At 63.6% G+C, this 17,807-nt stretch carries 15 protein-coding genes; 7 read left to right on the forward strand and 8 right to left on the reverse strand.

Going from position 1 to position 17,807, the window contains the following annotated elements; all coding sequences use genetic code 11:
• Window positions 1–2: 2 nt before the first annotated feature.
• The 5 genes from tssE to R3355_RS18210 form a co-directional block, all read right to left on the reverse strand.
• Window positions 3–410: a type VI secretion system baseplate subunit TssE gene (tssE, locus tag R3355_RS18190; RefSeq protein WP_318962486.1), complete on the reverse strand. Its 408-nt coding sequence runs from the start codon at window positions 408–410 to the stop codon at window positions 3–5.
• Window positions 411–416: 6 nt separating this feature from the next.
• On the reverse strand, window positions 417–1,892 hold the full coding sequence (gene tssC / locus R3355_RS18195) for a type VI secretion system contractile sheath large subunit (protein WP_318962488.1): 1,476 nt from the start codon (window positions 1,890–1,892) through the stop codon (window positions 417–419).
• A gap of 25 nt (window positions 1,893–1,917) precedes the next feature.
• The gene (tssB, locus tag R3355_RS18200) at window positions 1,918–2,424 is read right to left on the reverse strand and encodes a type VI secretion system contractile sheath small subunit (protein ID WP_318962489.1); all 507 of its coding nucleotides are present in this window, start codon (window positions 2,422–2,424) and stop codon (window positions 1,918–1,920) included.
• A gap of 33 nt (window positions 2,425–2,457) precedes the next feature.
• Complete coding sequence (gene tssA, locus R3355_RS18205) at window positions 2,458–4,020, reverse strand: type VI secretion system protein TssA (protein WP_318962490.1); 1,563 nt, start codon at window positions 4,018–4,020, stop codon at window positions 2,458–2,460.
• A 484-nt stretch (window positions 4,021–4,504) separates the two neighbouring features.
• The gene (locus R3355_RS18210) at window positions 4,505–5,425 is read right to left on the reverse strand and encodes a D-hexose-6-phosphate mutarotase (protein WP_318962491.1); all 921 of its coding nucleotides are present in this window, start codon (window positions 5,423–5,425) and stop codon (window positions 4,505–4,507) included.
• A 141-nt stretch (window positions 5,426–5,566) separates the two neighbouring features.
• On the opposite strand from R3355_RS18210, the gene R3355_RS18215 reads away from it, so the two are divergent.
• The 4 genes from R3355_RS18215 (at window position 5,567) to R3355_RS18230 (ending at window position 10,142) form a co-directional block, all read left to right on the forward strand.
• The gene (locus tag R3355_RS18215; RefSeq protein ID WP_318962492.1) at window positions 5,567–6,712 is read left to right on the forward strand and encodes an efflux RND transporter periplasmic adaptor subunit; all 1,146 of its coding nucleotides are present in this window, start codon (window positions 5,567–5,569) and stop codon (window positions 6,710–6,712) included.
• A complete protein-coding gene (locus R3355_RS18220) occupies window positions 6,709–7,404 on the forward strand; it encodes an ABC transporter ATP-binding protein (protein WP_318962493.1) in 696 nt (231 codons plus the stop codon). Before R3355_RS18215 ends, R3355_RS18220 begins: the two co-directional genes overlap by 4 nt.
• Entirely contained in the window at window positions 7,391–8,605 is a 1,215-nt protein-coding gene (locus R3355_RS18225) for an ABC transporter permease (protein WP_318962494.1), read from the forward strand. The genes R3355_RS18220 and R3355_RS18225 overlap by 14 nt, the downstream gene beginning before the upstream one ends.
• 340 nt (window positions 8,606–8,945) lie before the next feature.
• Entirely contained in the window at window positions 8,946–10,142 is a 1,197-nt protein-coding gene (locus R3355_RS18230) for an ABC transporter permease (RefSeq protein ID WP_318962568.1), read from the forward strand.
• A gap of 59 nt (window positions 10,143–10,201) precedes the next feature.
• On the opposite strand, the gene R3355_RS18235 is transcribed toward R3355_RS18230, so the two are convergent.
• Together R3355_RS18235 and R3355_RS18240 are read right to left on the reverse strand one after the other, a co-directional pair.
• Window positions 10,202–11,578: a TRAP transporter large permease subunit gene (locus R3355_RS18235; protein WP_318962496.1), complete on the reverse strand. Its 1,377-nt coding sequence runs from the start codon at window positions 11,576–11,578 to the stop codon at window positions 10,202–10,204.
• Window positions 11,571–12,116, reverse strand: a complete 546-nt coding sequence (locus R3355_RS18240) for a TRAP transporter small permease subunit (protein ID WP_318950329.1) — start codon at window positions 12,114–12,116, stop codon at window positions 11,571–11,573. The genes R3355_RS18235 and R3355_RS18240 overlap by 8 nt, the downstream gene beginning before the upstream one ends.
• A gap of 191 nt (window positions 12,117–12,307) precedes the next feature.
• Between R3355_RS18240 and R3355_RS18245 the strand changes: the two genes are divergently transcribed.
• A complete protein-coding gene (locus tag R3355_RS18245) occupies window positions 12,308–13,408 on the forward strand; it encodes a TRAP transporter substrate-binding protein (protein WP_318962497.1) in 1,101 nt (366 codons plus the stop codon).
• A gap of 153 nt (window positions 13,409–13,561) precedes the next feature.
• Here R3355_RS18245 and R3355_RS18250 read toward each other — a convergent pair whose 3' ends face one another.
• Complete coding sequence (locus R3355_RS18250) at window positions 13,562–13,966, reverse strand: acyl-CoA thioesterase (protein WP_318950325.1); 405 nt, start codon at window positions 13,964–13,966, stop codon at window positions 13,562–13,564.
• A 245-nt stretch (window positions 13,967–14,211) separates the two neighbouring features.
• On the opposite strand from R3355_RS18250, the gene R3355_RS18255 reads away from it, so the two are divergent.
• Window positions 14,212–15,180, forward strand: a complete 969-nt coding sequence (locus tag R3355_RS18255; protein WP_318962498.1) for a phosphate ABC transporter substrate-binding protein PstS family protein — start codon at window positions 14,212–14,214, stop codon at window positions 15,178–15,180.
• Between the two features lie 181 nt (window positions 15,181–15,361).
• Window positions 15,362–17,647 (forward strand): ABC transporter permease subunit, encoded by a 2,286-nt coding sequence (locus R3355_RS18260; RefSeq protein WP_318962499.1) that lies wholly within the window; start codon window positions 15,362–15,364, stop codon window positions 17,645–17,647.
• Window positions 17,648–17,807 lie beyond the last annotated feature (160 nt).

Raw genomic sequence — 17,807 nt, forward strand, 5'->3', positions numbered from 1 at the left:
CCTTAATTGACCTTGACCTGTCCGCTACCGTTCAGGCTCGCGGAGAAACTCACTTGGCGTTTGCAGCCTTCGATTTCCAGCAGGCCTTCGATGGCGAAGCACAGGCTGAGCGGATCGTGGTGGCGGGGCAGGGAAATCACCCGCACCTCGCGCAAACGCGGTTCGTACGCTTCGATAAAGCGTTCGATGGCGATACGCGCCTGTTGCAGCGAATCATGCAGCGACAGGCGCATATCGTTGAGATCGGGCAACCCGTAGTCGGGCAGCGTTTGCACGCTGCCCGCCCGGGTGCTGAGCATTTTGGCCAGGTGGGTCGCCACCGACGCCATGGCGGCGACCTCGCGGCTCCAGCCAGCACGTTGGCTGGCTTCGCCGCCGAGGCGTTCGAATAGACTTCCGTACCCGGCCACGGCTGCTTACTCCTTATCCAGCTTGCCAACCAAGGACAGGGTGAAATCGGCACCCATGTACTTGAAGTGCGGGCGCACGTTGAGGCTGACGCGGTACCAGCCAGGTTCGCCTTCGACGTCACTGACGATAACCTGGGCGGCGCGCAGCGGACGGCGGCCACGGATTTCTGCGCTGGGGTTTTCCTGGTCGGCGACGAACTGGCGGATCCACTTGTTGAGTTCCAGTTCGAGGTCGGTGCGCTCTTTCCAGGCGCCGATCTGTTCGCGCTGCAGCACTTTCAGGTAGTGGGCCAGGCGGTTGACGATGAACAGGTAGGGCAGCTGGGTGCCGAGCTTGTAGTTCAGCTCGGCGGTCTTGCCTTCTGCGCCGGTGCCGAAGAACTTCGGCTTCTGCGCCGAGTTGGCGGAGAAGAACGCGGCGTTGTCGCTGCCCTTGCGCATGGTCAGGGCGATAAAGCCCTCTTCGGCCAGTTCGTATTCACGACGGTCGGAGACCAGCACTTCGGTGGGGATCTTGGTTTCGATCTCGCCCATGCTTTCGAAGTGGTGCAACGGCAGGTCTTCTACCGCGCCGCCGCTCTGTGGGCCGATGATATTCGGGCACCAGCGGAACTTGGCGAAGCTGTCGGTCAGCTTGGAGGCGAAGGTGTAGGCGGTGTTGCCCCACAGGTAATGCTCGTGGCTGTTGGCGACGTTTTCCTTGTAGACGAAGGTCTTCACCGGGTTGTCTTCCGGGTCGTAGGGGGTGCGCAGGAGGAAACGCGGCACGGTCAGGCCGACGTAACGGGCATCTTCCTGCTCGCGGAAGCTCTGCCATTTGGCGAACTGCGGGCCTTCGAAGTGGTCTTTCAGGTCTTTCAGGTCCGGCAGGCCGGTGAAGCTTTCCAGGCCGAAGAACTTGGGGCCGGCCGCGGCGATGAAGGGCGCGTGGGACATGGTGGCGACGCTGGCGACGTACTGCAGGGTCTTGATGTCCGGGGAGCTCGGGTCGAAGAAGTAGTTGGCGATCAGGGCGCCGACCGGCTGGCCACCGAACTGGCCGTATTCGGCGGTGTAGATGTGCTTGTACAGGCCGGATTGGGTGATTTCCGGGCTGTCTTCGAAGTCGTCGAGCAGATCCTGCTTGGAGGCGTTGATGATCTCCAGCTTGATGTTCTCGCGGAAGTTGGTCCGGTCCACCAGCAGTTGCAGGCCGCGCCAGGATGATTCCAGGGCCTGGAACTCGGCGTTGTGGAGGATTTCGTCCATCTGCTGGCTGAGCTTGGCGTCGATTTCCGCGATCATGCGGTCGACCATGGCCTTTTTCACCGGCTCGTTTTCATTCTGCGGTTTCAGCAACTCTTCGATGAACGCCGACACGCCGCGCTTGGCGATGTCATAGGCTTCGTCGTCCGGAGTCAGTTTGGTCTCGGCGATGATGCGGTCGAGAATGCCGAGCTCGTCGGCGCTGCGACCGCGTTCTACTGCTGCACTAGTGCTCATGAATCAGCTTCCTTGTTAATTGGGATCAGGAGTCCAGCTTGCCTTGGGCGGCCAGGCCAAGCTCACCGAGTACACGTTCACGCGAGTCGTCGTCGGCGAGTACGCTTTCGATTGCCTTGCGGAAGGCCGGGGCATTGCCCAGCGGGCCTTTCAGTGCCATCAGGGCGTCGCGCAGTTCCATCAGCTTCTTCAGCTCAGGCACTTGCTCGACCAGGCTGGCCGGGTTGAAGTCCTTCATCGAGTTGATGTTCAGCTGCACGGCCAGTTCGTCGTCGCTCGGTTCGTCCTGCAGACGGTTGGGTACGCCGAAGGTCAGGCTGAGTTCCTGCTTGGCCAGGACCTCGTCGAAGCTGTTCTTGTCGATGGCGATCGGTTTGCGGTCTTCGATCTTGCGTTCGTCGGCGCGCTGGGTGAAATCACCGAGTACCATCAGTTTCAGTGGCAGTTCGATCTCTTCCTGGGCGCCGCCGGTGGAAGGTTTGAAAGTGACGTTGATGCGTTCCTTGGGGGCTACCGAGCCTTCTTTGGCCATGGTCATTCTCCGTTACGGTTATGGCCCGAGGGCCTAGTCCAGTACCACTTCAAGATCGAGGTGGCACAACCTGCGGTAGATCTCTTCCTTGCTTTCACGCACCGCGTGGTTCTGCGGCAGCAACTCACAGCAGCTGTGCAGCATGCGCAGTACGTCCAGGGCGAGATCGGGTTCCCAGTCGCCGAGGCCGGAGGCCTTTAGCGTCTGGTCGAGCGATTCGAGCTGAGTCTTGGCCAGCTCGTACTTCTTGGCGCTGTAGCAGAGGCGCGCCAGGGTCAGTTGCCAGAAAAAACGTTCGCGGCCGCCGCGGGCCTTGGCCAACCCCTTTTTAATTTGTTGCACGGCGGCTTTGAGGCCGTCCTTGCGCAGCTTCGGCAGCACTTCCTGCAGGGCGATGTCCCAGGCTGGCTGGCTGTCGCCATCGTTGGCCGCCGGGGCGCTGGCAGTGACCGGGGCCTGCAGGTGCGGCATGACATGGGAGCTTAACCAGGCGCGGGTCTGGGCATCGGCGAAGGCGCTGCCATCGTGAAAGCGCAGTTCTTCCAGGCCGCTCATGCGCTGCATGAACAGCGCCAGCTGGATTTCCACTTCGCGCATCGCCTGTTCGGCATTCAGGCCTTCCAGGCACTGCCAGGCCAGGTGCTGACCGTCGAGCCAGAAGGGGGCGCGGGCAATGCTGGCTTCCAGGTCGACCAGCAGGTCGGCGTACTGGTCTTGCTGATAGCGTTCCTGATAGCTGGCCAGTTTGTCCACGGGCAGGCCGCGCAGAGCGGTGATCTGCTCGGCGTTGCGCTCCGGCAGGCTGTCGATCGGTAGCCACAGCAGGGTGCGGGCCAGGCGCAGGGCGCGCAGATCGCTGGCTTTCTGCTTGAGCCAGTAGGCGCACAGTGGCCGGGCCTGGTCCTGCAGGCTGCGCAGGCTCTTGTGCGCTTCTTTTTCGTTTTCGACAGGGGCGCCGGGCGCGAGCATCTGGCTGGCGACCTGTTTGACCTGGGCCAATGCGGCGCCAACGCTACCCGGCTCTGGCTGGCCCTGGCTGGCGCGCTTGACCAGGTCGTCGAGGCGCCGGCACAGCGGTAGCAGCAGTGGCGCCTCTACGCCCAGGTGTTCGGACAGGCAGGCTTCGAGAGCCCGCAGTTGTTCGGCCAAACTGCGGAACAGCGCCAGTTGCTCGCCAATCGGCACGTGTTCGGCCAGCGCCTGTTCCAGGCGTGGGATCAACCAACTGATGGCGGCGGCACGGGTGCGCGCCTTGCGTGGGTGCAGCTCGTCCCAGTGGTTGAGGCACAGGTAGTGCAGCAGGCTCAAGCCGGCTTGCAGGCCGGGGAAGGATTCGCGCTGATAGAGGCCCCAGATCAGCCAGGCGGCGACGCGCAAATCCTTGGAATGGGCGCTGAGCAGTAGTTCGCTGTTTTCGCGGACTTTTTGCCAGTCGATGGCCGCAGTTTCATGCAGGGCGGTGGCCTTGCCCAGCTCGATTTCCAGAACTTCATATTCACTGGAATAGCGCACGTCGCTGCCGGCAAAGTCCCCTTCATTAATGGGCAGTTTGGCCAGTTGCAAATAATGGGCAGTGAGCTTATTTGAGTAGGTCATTCCATGACTCAATGATTGATCCGGTAAATCGGAAGTAAGCGAGCCCATGTCCGGCGACGCGCTTTGATTTGCCTGAGTTGCGCAACTTGTTGCGCACTTATATGTGCAACAAGTTGCGCAAATTCCCTGTGAGGCCGGCATCCTAGCCCCATGATGGCTATGGGGCAACCTTTGAAAGTGTGAAGTGCATTGCAGTGACGAAGATTGCAGGAGTTATCGCCGGGGCAATAGTTCCCCTTGTTTTTGCGAGCCAATACGCAAGTTTAAAAGTGTTTTATGCACGTGCGAGATAATGATCGTTTCGTGTAGGCGATAACTTACTGGCAAAGTAGTGGCGCATCACAGAAGTTGAAATTCATAGGTTCATTTATGTGAGGGATGTAGGGTTTTTGCTGCGCTATTTATGCAACGCGAGGCTTATGCGCGCGCGTTATGCAGCGCGAGGCGCCGCCAACGGCAATCAAGCCGTCAGCGGCTTGTCGTCTCAGCCAGGCAAGGCTTCGCTCCACAGGCTGACGCTGAGCTGGTGCAGGGCGCCGGGGGCGAGCAGCACGGTGTCTTCCAGGACGTTGGCGTGCTCGATGCAGAGCATGCCTTGCCAGGCGTCTTCGGCGAATTGCGAGAGGCGTCGGGCTTTGTCGATCCAGGGGTTCCACAGCACGGCCGAGGCTGAGTTACTGCTGCGCAACTGGATGCGTCGCTGCCAGGCAGGGTCGACGATGCTCAGTTGCGCCGGGGTATCCAGGTAGATGCGGTCGGTTTCGCCGTGAAAGCTCAGGGTGTCGCTCTGTTGCCGTTCCAGCCAGTTGTCCAGGGTGTCGATGTAGCGGCAGCCCCTCAGTCCCTCGACGCGCACCTGGCGAATATCGCTGACCGCGAAGTAGCTGTGCAGGGCCTGGCTGAAGGCCAGGGGCGTGTCGCCGAGGTTGCGCGTCTCGAGGTCGAGGTGTAGCTGGTCGTCGAGGCGGATGCGCAGCTTCAGCTCGGCGGCATGCGGCCATTCTGCCTGCGGCTGTTCGACACTGTTGAAGGCGAATTCGAGGACGACGCCGTGGTCCTGGCTGTCGATGCCGAGCAGCTGCCAGTCCAGCGACCGTACCAGGCCATGGGCCGGCACTATCATCTGCCCGGGCTGATGCATGGCCTGCACCTGCTCCGGGTTGCGCCGCAGGTCGCCGAACCAGGGCCAGCACACCGGCACCCCGCCGCGCACGCCTCGGCCTTGCTTGAATTCGGCCTGCTCGCTGAGCCAGATCAGCGGCTGCTCGCCATCGCGTTGGTAGCTGAGAATCTGCGCACCCTGTTGCGCGACCAGCAGTTCGGCGTTGGCGGTGCGCACGCGCCAGCAGGCCAGCTCGTTGATGTCCACCCGCTCCACCTGTGGACGTTGTTCGGTTCCGTTCATGACTGCGCTCCTCGATTGCTCTTCATATGGAAAGTGTGAACCGCTGTGTCGGCAAAGGCCAGACCGCCCGATTCACTGACTTGGCGCATTGTTGCCCGGTTCCCTCTGGCCTAGGCTGAACGCGAGCGAAGGGAGGCTGCGATGCGCAAATTGTTGCTGGCTGTACCGCTGTTGCTGGGCGTGGCGGCGGCGTTCTGGTGGTGGAGTCGACCGCAGCCGCTGCCGGTGCGCCTGGTCACGGTGCAGCGCGGCCCGGTCGAGGCCCTGGTGGCCAATACCCGCGCCGGTACGCTCAAGGCCTGTCGGCGCACCCAGCTGTCGTTCAACCTGGGCGCCCAGGTCAGCGAACGCCTGGTCGAGGAGGGCCAGCGGGTGGAGGCCGGTCAGGTGTTGATGCGCCTGCGCCAGGACGAATTAAAGGCCCGCGTGCGCGAGGTCGAGGCGCGCCTGGATGGACTGGGCAATCAGCGCCAGCAGCGTTGCCTGCAGGCGGATCTGGAGCGCCGCGACCATCAGCGTCTGGCAAGCCTGCAGGCGCGTCAGTTGGTGGCCGCGGATCGGGTCGATCAGAGCGCCACCCGCGCGCGCCTGTCGGCGCTGGCCTGCAGCGCCGCCGCCATGACCATCCGCGAGACCGAGGCGAACCTGGCCCTGCAGCGCGCGCTGCTCGATCAGGCCACCCTGCGCGCGCCGTTCGCCGGCATCATCGCCGAGATCAACGGCGAAGTCGGCGAGTTCGTCACCCCCTCGCCACCGGGTATTCCGACGCCGCCGGCGGTGGATCTGATCGATGACAGCTGCCTGTATGTCGAGGCGCCGATCGACGAGGTGGATGCGGCGCGGGTCAAACCGGGCATGCCGGTACGGATCGGCCTGGACGCCTTTCGTGGCGAACATTTCCAGGGCAGGGTCAGCCGTATCGCGCCCTTTGTCCGCGACCTCGAACGCCAGGCGCGCACCGTCGATGTCGAGGCGCACTTCGACCCGGTTCCGCTCGATCTGGCGCTGCTGACCGGTTACAGCGCCGACGTGGAAGTCATTATCGAGCAGCGCCCGCAGGCCCTGCGCATTCCGACCGAAAGCCTGCTGGAAGGACGCCGGGTGCTGCGTTATGACGCCGTGGCCGGGGTGCTGCGCGAGGTGCGCCTGAGCACCGGACTGAGCAACTGGCGCTGGACCGAGGTGCTCGAGGGGCTGGCCGAGGGCGAGCGGATTCTCGCCAGCCTGGAGCAGGACGGCCTGGCCGATGGCGTGGCGGTGATTGCCGAGGGTGAGGGCGGGCCATGATCCGCCTGAGCGGGGTCAGCCGTTGTTTCATTCTCGGCGATCAACAGGTCAAGGGCCTGGATCGGGTCGATCTGCAGGTCAGCCCCGGCGAGTACCTGGCGGTGATGGGGCCGTCCGGCTCGGGCAAGTCGACCCTGCTGAACATCCTCGGCCTGCTGGATGCACCGGACAGCGGCGAGTACTGGCTGAACGGCGAGGCCACCGCGGCGCTCGATGAGAACCGTCGGGCCGAACTGCGCAGCCGGCATATCGGCTTCGTCTTTCAGTCCTATCATTTGATCCCGCGCCTGACCGCCCTGGAGAACATCGAACTGCCGATGCTCCTGGCCGGGCTCGAACCCGCCGAGCGCAGCCGGCGCAGCGCGCGCCTGGTCGAGCGGCTGAACCTCGGCGATCGGGTCAAGCACCGCCCGGCCGAGCTGTCCGGCGGCCAGCGCCAGCGCGTGGCCATCGCCCGGGCCATGGTCATGCAGCCGGCGCTGCTGCTGGCGGACGAGCCCACCGGCAACCTCGACAGTCATTCCGGCGCCGAGGTGGTGGCACTGCTCGAGGAACTCAACGGCGAGGGCCTGACCCTGCTGGTGGTGACCCACGACCCCGCCATCGGCGGCCGGGCGCGGCGGCGCCTGAGCATGCGTGACGGCCAGATCATCGACGACATCCAGCAGGGCTCTGGCGATGCGCGCGGCTGACGGCCTGGGGCTGATGCTCGGCGCCCTGGGTGGCCACCGCTCGCGCAGCCTGATGCTGCTGCTGGCCATGGCCATCGGCGTGGTCGCGGTGAACCTGCTCACCGGCCTGGCCGAGGGCGCGCGGCAATTCGTCATCGGCGAATTCTCCCTGCTCGGGCGCAACACCCTGATCGTGCTGCCGGGACGCAAGGAAACCAGCGGCGGCATGCCGCCGATCACCGGCCTGGCCACCCGCGATCTGACCCTGGGCGATGCCGAGGCCATCGGCCGCCTGCCTAGCGTACGGCGGGTCGCACCGCTGCAGGCCGGACAGGTCGAGGTCAGTGTCGGCAACCGGGTGCGCGAGGCCTTCACCCTGGGCACCAGCCACGAATTCTTCGCCATCCGCCAGCTCGATGTGGCGCAGGGGCAGATCCTGCCGGCGCTGGCACTGGATCAGGCCGAGGCGGTCTGCGTGATCGGCCTCAGCCTCAGGCGCGAGTTGTTCGGCGCGCGGCCGGCCCTGGGCGAGTGGCTGCGCGCCGGCGACCGGCGCTTCCGGGTGGTGGGCATTCTCGGCGAGCGCGGCGAATCGCTGGGCATGGATTTCGGCGAGATGCTGATCATCCCGGTGGCCAGCGCCCAGGTGCTGTTCAACCGCGAGGGGCTGTTCCGGGTGTTCGCCGAACTGCGCGGTCCGCACTTCCTCGACAGTGGCAAGCGGCAGATCCTCGAGACCATCAAGGCCCGTCACGAGGGCAAGGAGGACGTCACCCTGATCAGCCAGGACTCGATGCTCGCGGCGTTCGACGACATTCTCGACGTCCTCAGCCTAGCCCTGGCAGGGATCGCCGCGATCAGCCTGCTGGTGGCCGGTATCCTGATCATGAACGTGACCTGGATCGCGGTGAACCAGCGCACCGCCGAGATCGGCCTGCTCAAGGCGCTGGGCGCACGGCCGGCGCAGGTGCGCGCGTTGTTTGTTGGCGAGGCGGCGTTGCTGGCCCTCGCCGGTGGCCTGATCGGTCTGGGCCTGAGCGAGGCACTGCTCTGGTTCGGCCGGCAGCTGTGGGAAATTCCCCTGCAGACGCCGGTCTGGGCCCGCTTCGGTTCGCTGCTGTTGGCCCTGCTCGCCGCCCTGCTGTTCGCCTGGCTGCCGGCCAACCAGGCGGCGCGCATGGAGCCGCTGGCGGCATTGCGCCCGCCGGGGGCGCGGGCGTGAACGGTGGGACAGGCTCCGTAGGCGTGGCATGGGGGCCGCCGGACACGCCGGCGAGAGGCCATGGTGCGCGCGGCGCACCCTACGGGTTAGGCGCGCTGTCCGAGGTGAACCGCCGTATACCTTGCGTAGGAGCGGGCCATGCCCGCGATGCTCTTGTGCCGTCTGATGTTCGCGGGCATGGACCTAGGTTGCCCCCCGCGCTTCTGCGGACGTCCGGGGTGTCCGGACGCGCGCAGATAAGACACCCTGGTGCGCATGGCGCACCCTACGGGTTGGGCGTGCGGTTTGATGTAGGCTGCGCCGTGCGCACCAATAGCCCGTCCATAAGGTCACTGCCATGATGCGCTGGCAGGATGGCCTGCACCTCACCGCCACGACCCTGATCAGTCGGCCGTTGCGCAGCCTGCTGACCCTGCTCGGGGTGGCGATCGGCATCGCGGCGGTGGCGCTGCTCACCGCCATCGGCGAAGGCATGCGGGTCTATGTACTGGATAACTTCTCGCAGTTCGGCACGCGAATCATCGCCGTGCATCCGGGCAAGACCCAGACCGGCGGCATCGGTGGCATTCTCAGCAGCGTGCGCCCGTTGAGCCTGAGCGATGCCGATGCCCTCGGCCGGTTGGCGCATGTCGAGGCGGTGGTGCCGATTATTCAGGGCAGCGGCGACATCCAGTACGGGGTGATGAGCCGTAACAGCGACATCATCGGCGGCGGCCACCAGCTAGCCGAGGCCTGGGGTTTTCGCCTGGCCCTCGGCCAGTTCCTGCCGCCGGCCCGCGACGGCCGCTCGCCGCCCTATGCGGTACTCGGGCACAAGCTGCGCCAGGAGCTGTTCGGCGAGGTCAGCCCGCTGGGTGAGGCAGTGCGGGTCGGCGGCATGCGCTTTCGGGTGATCGGGGTGATCGAGGAGAAGGGCCAGTTGCTCGGCTTCGACCTCGACGACATCGCCTACATTCCGGTGGACTGGGCGCAGAGCCTGTTCAACCGCGACGGCCTGATGGAGATCAACGTGATGTTCAATGCCGGCATCGGTTCGCGGGAACTGAGCGAGCGGATGCGCCAGGTGCTGATCGAGCGCCACGGCCGCGAAGACTTCAGCCTGACCACCCAGGACGACATGCTCTCCAGCCTCGACCGCATTCTCGGCACCCTGACCATCGCCGTCGCCGCCCTCGGTGGCATCTCGCTGCTGGTGGGGGCCGTGGGCATTCTCACCATCATGACCACCACGGTCGGCGAACGCACCGCCGAGATCGGCTTGCTGCGCGCCATTGGCGCCACGCCGCGGCAGGTGCTGGGGCTGTTTCTCGCCGAAGCGGCGTTGCTCTCGCTGGCCGGCGGGGTGCTCGGCCTGCTGTTGATGGGGCTGCTGCTGGCGATTGTGCATTTGAGTCTGCCCGCCCTGCCACTGGAGCTGGCGCCCGGTTTCCTGCTGCTGGCGCTGCTGTTGTCGGCGCTTATCGGCCTGTTCGCCGGCATCGCCCCGGCCCGCCGCGCCGCGCGCCTGCATCCGGTGGATGCGCTGCGTAGCGAATAGCGACAACGCACCCGGGATCAAACGGGTAGGGCGGACATGCCGGCATGCCCGCCGCCGCTTTATTTGCCGTACACCAGCTCCGGCAGCCAGGTGATCAGGCCGGGGAACATATAGGCGATTACCAGCAAGAACAGCTGGATCAGGATGAACGGCAGCACGCCCTTGTAGATGGTGCTGGTGGGCACCGAACTGGGTGTGACTCCGCGCAGGTAGAACAGGGCGAAGCCGAACGGCGGGGTGAGGAAGGAGGTCTGCAGGTTCAACGCGATCATCACGCCGAGCCAGACCGGATCCAGCCCCATGGCCAGCAATACCGGGCCGACGATCGGCACCACCACGAAGGTGATCTCGATAAAGTCGAGGATAAAGCCGAGCAGGAAGATCACCACCATCACCAGGAAGAAGGCGCCGAGTACTCCGCCTGGCAGTTGGGCGAAAATGTCCTCGATCATGGTCTCGCCGCCGAAGCCGCGGAACACCAGGGAGAACAGCGAGGCGCCAATCAGGATCATGAACACCATGGCGCTGATCGCGGTGGTGCCATAGGCTACTTCACGCAACTGGCCAAAGTTCAGCTTGCCCTTGTACAAGGCCAGCACCATGGCACCCAGCGCCCCGAGGGCAGCTGCTTCGGTGGGGGTGGCGTAACCGGCGAGGATCGAACCGAGTACCGCGCCGATCAGCAGCAGTGGCGGCACCAGGGCATTGATCAGCTTGCCCCATTCGATCGGGCCAAGTTCTTCCTGCGGCAGCGCCGGCAGTTTCTTCGGCTGGAAGATCGCCACGCCGATGATGTAGAGGATATACAGGCTGACCAGCAACAGACCGGGCAGCAGGGCGCCGACGAACAGGTCGCCGACCGAGACGGTTTTCGGCGAGAAGATACCCATCTTCAACTGCGCCTGCTGATAGGCGCTGGACATCACGTCGCCCAGCAGTACCAGCACGATCGACGGCGGAATGATCTGTCCCAGGGTGCCGGTTGCGGCCAGGGTGCCGGTGGCGATGGCCGGGTCGTAGCCGCGCCGCAGCATGGTCGGCAGAGCCAGCAGGCCCATGGTCACCACGGTGGCGCCGACGATGCCGGTACTGGCGGCGAGCAGCGCACCGACCACGCACACGGAAATCGCCAGGCCGCCGCGCAGGGTGCCGAACAGCCGCGACATGGATTCGAGCAGGTCTTCGGCGACCCGCGACTTCTCCAGCATCACCCCCATGAACACGAACAGCGGCACCGCCAGCATGGTCTGGTTGTTCATGATGCCGAACAGGCGGTTGGGCAAGGCGTTCAGGTAACTGCCATCGAAGGTGCCGGTGAGCATGCCGATGCCGGCAAACAGCAGGGACACGCCGCCGAGGGTGAAGGCCACTGGATAGCCGGCCATCAAGGCCGCGCAGATGCAGATGAACAGCAGGATCGCCATCAACTCAACCATGCTTCACCTCCGGCGCAGGCAGGCGACCGGCGAGGATATAGGCGGATTTGATCAAATCGGAGATTCCTTGCAGCACCAGGCTGATGACCAGCACCAGGATGATGCTTTTCTGTAGATAGACGAACTTCAGGCCACCAGACTCGCTCGATCCTTCCAGGGTCGCCCAAGAATTGCCCACGTAATCCCAACTGCTCCAGCCGAGGAACAGGCACACCGGCAGGAGAAACAGCAGGTTGCCGAGGATTTCCACCAGCGCCTGGCGGCGGCCACTGAACTTCTGGTAGAAAATATCCACGCGCACATGGCCGTTGCGTTGCAGCACCCAGGCGGCGGCGCCCATAAACACCAAGGCGTGGGCATAGAGCACGGCTTCCTGTAGCGCGGTGGCGCCAATGCCGAAGCCATAGCGCAACACCACCACGGTCGCGGTGCCGATAACCAGAAACAGGGTGAGCCAGGCGCAGGCCTTGCCAAATCCGGCATTGATCGCGTCGAGCAGGCGCGCTAAGCCGAGCAAGGGAGGGGGATGATTCGACATGGCAGATCCTTATTGTTATGGCCAGGAAACCCGGGGATTCTAGGCGGCTGGGTAAGCGCGTCGCAACCGGCAGTACTACGTACGTAGTCGCTAAGCTTGAGAGGCATAGATTCCTGTGTTACTCAACGTATAGCTGAATACCGGCGATCCCGGTGCTCAGACCATTAAGTACAACAACAAGGAGTTATTACATGAAGCGTCGTCAAATTCTCGCAGCAGCGGGTGTAGGCCTTGCAGCCACGGCATTGGCCGGTTGCAACAAAGAGGCTGAGACCGCCGCCAAGCCCGAAGAAGGTGCGAGTAGCGAGACTTTCAGCTGGAAGATGGTTACCTCCTGGCCGAAGAATTTTCCGGGCGTAGGCGTGGGTGCCGAACGCTTCGCCACGCTGGTCGAGCAAATGAGTAATGGCCGCCTGAAGGTCAAGGTGTATGCCGCCGGCGAGCTGGTGCCGGCTCTGGAAGTGTTCGATGCGGTATCCCGTGGCACCGCCGAGATGGGCCATGGTGCGCCTTATTACTGGAAAGGCAAGGTGCCTGCTGCGCAGTTCTTCTGTGCTCTGCCATTCGGCCCCAATGCCCAGGAAATGAACGCCTGGCTGCACAAGGGCGGCGGCATCGAGCTGTGGGAAGAGGTCTACAAACCCTTCGGCGTACTGCCGATGGCCTGTGGTAACACGGGCGTGCAGACCGCTGGCTGGTTCAACAAGGAAATCAACAGCGTCGAGGATTTCCAGGGGCTGAAGATGCGTACCCCGGGCCTGGGCGGCGAAGTGCTGACCAAGATGGGCGGCACCGTGGTCAATATGCCGGCCGGCGAGATCTTCACCGCCATGCAGACCGGCGCCATCGACGCCACCGAGTGGATCGGTCCATACAACGATCAGGCCCTGGGCCTGCACAAAGCGGCCAAATATTACTACACCCCGGGCTGGCAGGAGCCGAGCGTGCTGTTTGAGCTGGACATCAACATCAAGGCCTGGGAAACCCTGCCGGCCGACCTGCAAACCATCGTCCGTGCCGCGGCGCGTGATGTGAACGGCGACATGCTCGACGATTACAACGCCAAGAACATGGAAGCCCTGGAGCAACTCAAGGGCGAAGGCGTGGACGTACGCCGCCTGCCGGACGAGGTGCTGGCCAAACTCAAGGAAGTGGCCGCCGAAGTGGTCGATGCCAGCGCCGCAGCCGATCCGGTGGCGAGCAAGGTGTGGGAGCAGCAGAAGGCCTATCTGCAGCGTCTGTACGACTACGCCGAGCTCAACGAGAAGGACATCTACAATATCCGCGGCTGATTCCGGGCCACAAAAAAACGCCGGCTCTCGAGCCGGCGTTTGCGTATCTGCTGTCCGGGTTTTTCGCGCGAAGAAGGCGTAGGCGATGGTTCGGTAGGACGCGGCCCGCACATCCTGCGATTTGCAGTCCGCAGGATGGCTCGGCTGGTTGCTTCAGCGGCGCGCCGGTACCGGGCGGGTGCGGCCGCTGCCGTCGATGGCGACGAAGACGAATACCGCCTCGGTGACCTTGCGCCATTCGCTGGACAGCGGGTCGTCGCTCCACACCTCGACCAGCATCTGGATCGAGCTGCGGCCGATCTCGAGGGCCTGGGTGTAAAACGACAGTTGTGCACCGACGGCGACCGGCACCAGAAAGGCCATGCGATCGATTGCCACCGTTGCCACGCGGCCGCTTGCGACCTTGCTGGCCATGGCGGTACCGGCCAAATCCATTTGCGATACCAGCCAGCCACCATAGATGTCGCCGAAACCATTGGTTTCGCGTGGTAGCGCGGTGATCTGCAGTGCCAGATCGCCTTGGGGAATCGGATCATCCTGTTCGAAGTCGTTGTTCATCTCGAGTACGGCTCGCGGCGCGGTTGTTGTTATTGGTGCAGGCCCGTAAGGATGCGGGTTTGGCGAGTATAGCGACTGAATGGTCGGCGGGCGACCATGGCGCTATGCCTTCAATGCAGGTAGCCGGTGGCCGGTGAAGTCGCGCGCGGTCATCTAACTGTCACATTGTTTTCATAGATTGGTCACAGGAGCTGCAGATACTTGGGCTCGTTCAATCCAACACTAAATTCTGCTAGGAGCAAGGCATGAAACTTAAGCGTTTGATGGCGGCCATGACTTTCGTCGCCGCTGGCGTCGCCACCGCCACTGCGGTCGCCGCTGTCGACCCGGCTCTGCCGACCTATGAAAAGACTTCCGGTGTGTCAGGCAACCTGTCCAGCGTCGGCTCCGATTCGCTGGCCAACCTGATGACCCTGTGGGCCGAAGAGTTCAAGAAGAACTACCCGAACGTCAACATCCAGATCCAGGCCGCCGGCTCCTCTACCGCGCCACCGGCGATGACCGAAGGCACTGCCAACATGGGCCCGATGAGCCGCGCCATGAAGGACAGCGAGATCCAGGCCTTCGAGCAGAAGTATGGCTACAAGCCGACTGCCATTCCGGTGGCTATCGATGCCCTGGCGGTCTTCGTGCACAAGGACAACCCGATCAAGAGCCTGTCGATCGAGCAGGTCGACGCGATCTTCTCCAGCACCCGCCTGTGCGGTGGCGCCAGCGACATCAAGACCTGGGGCGACGTCGGCCTGACCGGCGAGTGGGCCGCCAAGCCGCTGCAGCTGTTCGGGCGTAACTCGGTATCCGGCACCTACGGCTACTTCAAGGAAGAAGCCCTGTGCAAAGGCGACTACAAGGCTAACGTCAACGAGCAGCCGGGTTCGGCTTCCGTTGTACAGTCGATCTCCAGCACCCTGAATGCCATCGGCTACTCGGGTATCGGCTACAAGACTTCCAGCGTCAAGGCTGTAGCGCTGTCCAAGAAAGGCGGCGAAGCCTTTGAAGCCAACGAAGAAAACGCCCTGGCTGGCAAGTTCCCGCTGGCCCGCTTCTTCTACGTGTATGTCAACAAGGCGCCGAACAAGGCCCTGAGCCCGCTGGACGCCGAGTTCGTCAAGCTGGTGCTGTCCAAGCAAGGCCAGGAAGTCGTGGTCAAGGATGGCTACATCCCGCTGCCGAGCAAAGTGGTCGAGAAGACCATGAAGGAGCTGGGTCTCTAAGCACCTGGCTCTACTGGCAGGGACGCCAGCTTTGTAGCCACGCCCGCCTCTCGGATAGAGAGGCGGGCGTCGCTTTGTCAGCACGCTGTAACTTTTCTGTCACATAAGCTGGCTAGATTATTCAGCCTGTGCCACGAATGAATTTACGGCGCGCTCATGGCCGCGCAGAGATGCCCTTACTATGAATGACCTGGCTCGAGAAACCGTGACTGCCTCGCCCAAATCCCTGAGGCTGGACTTCAATACCCCGGCCTTGCTGCGCAAGCGCCGCATCCGCGCGCTGAAAGATCACCTGGCCCGCTGGCTTGTGTCCATTGGCGGTATGGCGGTGCTTGGCGCCATCATGCTGATCTTCTTCTACCTGGCCTATATCGTCTTGCCGATGTTTCAGGGCGCTGACCTCGATACACGCCAGCCGGTGCAGCCGGCCTGGTTGGCGAATGCCGGCAAACCCTTGTTGATGGCGGTGGAAGAGCAGAACCGCGTGGCCATGCGCCTCGATGAGCGTGGTCAGGTGCAGTTTTTCAATGCCAAGAGCATGGCCTTGCTGAGCGCGGTAACCCTGCCGCTGCCGGCCAATGCTCAGGTAGCTTCCGTGGGTCTCGATCAACCGGGCAGTAACCGGGTGGCCTTGGGCCTGTCCAACGGCCAAGTGCTGGTGTTCGAGCATGCCTACCCGGTCAGTTACCCGAACGACGTGAAAACCATCACGCCGCGGATCGACTACCCGTTCGGTGAAGCCGCGATCAGTCTCGACGAGCAAGGACGCGCGCTGGATCACGTCGGCGTCAGCCTGAACGGCGGCACCCTGTTGCTGAGCGCTTCCACCGGTACCGATCTGCATGTGCTGAGCCTCGGCCGCGAAGAAAACATGATGACCGGTGAGGTGACCCTCAGCGAGGACCGCATCGCCCTGGCGCAGATCTCCGAACCGATCAAGGCATTGATCGTCGATCCGCGCCATCAGTGGCTGTACGTGATCAATGGCCGCGCCACGGCGGATGTCTTCAGCCTGCGCACCAAGGAACTGAATGGTCGCTACAAGCTGCTCAGCGATGGCGCCACCGATGTCACCAATGCGACTGGGCTGCTCGGCGGTATCTCGCTGATGATCGGCGACAGCAAGGGCGCTATCCAGCAGTGGTTCATGGTTCGCGACAAGGACGGCAAGCAGTACCTGAAGTCGATTCGCAGCTTCCAGATGGGCGACAGCGCCATCACCCAGATTCTCCCGGAGGAGCGGCGCAAGGGCTTCATGGCCCTGGATGCCAAAGGCAACCTGGGTATCTTCCACAGCACCGCGCACCGCACCCTGCTGGTCGAGCCGGTGGCCGACGGCGCCGCCCTGGCCGGCTTGTCGCCGCGCGCCAACCGTGTGCTGGTCGAGTCGCAAGGGCAACTGCAGCGCCTGTTGATCGACAACCCGCACCCGGAAGTCTCCTGGAGTTCGCTGTGGGGCAAGGTCTGGTACGAAAACTACGACGAGGCTGACTATGTCTGGCAGTCGACTTCCGCCAGCACCGACAACGAACCCAAGCTGAGCCTCGCGCCACTGGCGTTCGGTACCCTGAAAGCCGCGTTCTACGCGATGTTGCTGGCGGCGCCGCTGGCAATTGCCGCGGCCATATACACCGCCTACTTCATGGCCCCGGCCATGCGCGGCAAGATCAAGCCGGTGATCGAGCTGATGGAAGCGCTGCCGACGGTGATTCTCGGCTTCTTCGCCGGCCTGTTCCTCGCGCCCTATGTCGAGGGCCATCTACCCGGCATCTTCAGCCTGCTGATCTTTACCCCGATCGGCATCCTGCTGGCCGGTTTCGCCTGGAGCCGTCTGCCCGAGTCGGTCCGTCTGCTGGTTCCGGATGGCTGGGAAGCGGCGCTGCTGATCCCGGTGATCCTGCTGATTGGCATCGTCTCGTTGGGCATGAGCGGCCACCTGGAAGTCTGGCTGTTCGACGGCAACATGCGCGCCTGGCTGAGCAATGACCTGGGCATCGCGTTTGACCAGCGCAACGCCCTGGTGGTCGGCTTGGCCATGGGTTTCGCGGTGATCCCGACGATCTACTCGATTGCCGAAGACGCCGTGTTCAGCGTGCCGAAGAGCCTGACCTTCGGTTCCCTGGCCCTCGGTGCGACGCCCTGGCAGACCCTGACGCGGGTGGTCATCCTCACCGCCAGCCCGGGCATCTTCTCGGCGATCATGATCGGCATGGGCCGCGCGGTCGGCGAAACCATGATCGTGCTGATGGCCACCGGCAACACCGCGATCATGGACATGAACATCTTCGAGGGCCTGCGCACCCTGGCCGCCAACGTGGCGGTGGAAATGCCCGAATCGGCGGTCGGCGGCACCCATTACCGGGTGCTGTTCCTCTCGGCGCTGGTGCTGCTGTCCTTCACCTTCGTCATGAACACGCTCGCGGAACTGGTGCGCCAGCGTCTGCGCGTCAAGTATGCGTCCCTATAAAGCATGGCCTGCGCAGCAGGCCCATCCGACGGCCCTCTCCCTCAGGGAGCGGGTGCCCGCAGGGTGGGTGAGGGCTTCAGCGCACGTTGCGGCAAGCGATTTCAGTGAAGGTGTAGCACTGTGAAAAAGAATTCCGTAAAAGCCTGGGTCAAAAGCGGTT

Source organism: Pseudomonas sp. (assembly GCF_033723075.1).
In the GTDB taxonomy this organism is placed as follows: domain Bacteria; phylum Pseudomonadota; class Gammaproteobacteria; order Pseudomonadales; family Pseudomonadaceae; genus Aquipseudomonas.

Bases quoted from the DNA above. Each gene is read 5' to 3' on its own strand.
- tssC (WP_318962488.1), bottom strand. From the start codon at position 1,892: ATGAGCACTAGTGCAGCAGTAGAACGCGGTCGCAGCGCCGACGAGCTC.
- tssB (WP_318962489.1), bottom strand. From the start codon at position 2,424: ATGGCCAAAGAAGGCTCGGTAGCCCCCAAGGAACGCATCAACGTCACT.
- tssA (WP_318962490.1), bottom strand. From the start codon at position 4,020: ATGACCTACTCAAATAAGCTCACTGCCCATTATTTGCAACTGGCCAAA.
- R3355_RS18210 (WP_318962491.1), bottom strand. From the start codon at position 5,425: ATGAACGGAACCGAACAACGTCCACAGGTGGAGCGGGTGGACATCAAC.
- R3355_RS18215 (WP_318962492.1), top strand. From the start codon at position 5,567: ATGCGCAAATTGTTGCTGGCTGTACCGCTGTTGCTGGGCGTGGCGGCG.
- R3355_RS18220 (WP_318962493.1), top strand. From the start codon at position 6,709: ATGATCCGCCTGAGCGGGGTCAGCCGTTGTTTCATTCTCGGCGATCAA.
- R3355_RS18225 (WP_318962494.1), top strand. From the start codon at position 7,391: ATGCGCGCGGCTGACGGCCTGGGGCTGATGCTCGGCGCCCTGGGTGGC.
- R3355_RS18230 (WP_318962568.1), top strand. From the start codon at position 8,946: ATGCGCTGGCAGGATGGCCTGCACCTCACCGCCACGACCCTGATCAGT.
- R3355_RS18235 (WP_318962496.1), bottom strand. From the start codon at position 11,578: ATGGTTGAGTTGATGGCGATCCTGCTGTTCATCTGCATCTGCGCGGCC.
- R3355_RS18240 (WP_318950329.1), bottom strand. From the start codon at position 12,116: ATGTCGAATCATCCCCCTCCCTTGCTCGGCTTAGCGCGCCTGCTCGAC.
- R3355_RS18245 (WP_318962497.1), top strand. From the start codon at position 12,308: ATGAAGCGTCGTCAAATTCTCGCAGCAGCGGGTGTAGGCCTTGCAGCC.
- R3355_RS18250 (WP_318950325.1), bottom strand. From the start codon at position 13,966: ATGAACAACGACTTCGAACAGGATGATCCGATTCCCCAAGGCGATCTG.
- R3355_RS18255 (WP_318962498.1), top strand. From the start codon at position 14,212: ATGAAACTTAAGCGTTTGATGGCGGCCATGACTTTCGTCGCCGCTGGC.
- R3355_RS18260 (WP_318962499.1), top strand. From the start codon at position 15,362: ATGAATGACCTGGCTCGAGAAACCGTGACTGCCTCGCCCAAATCCCTG.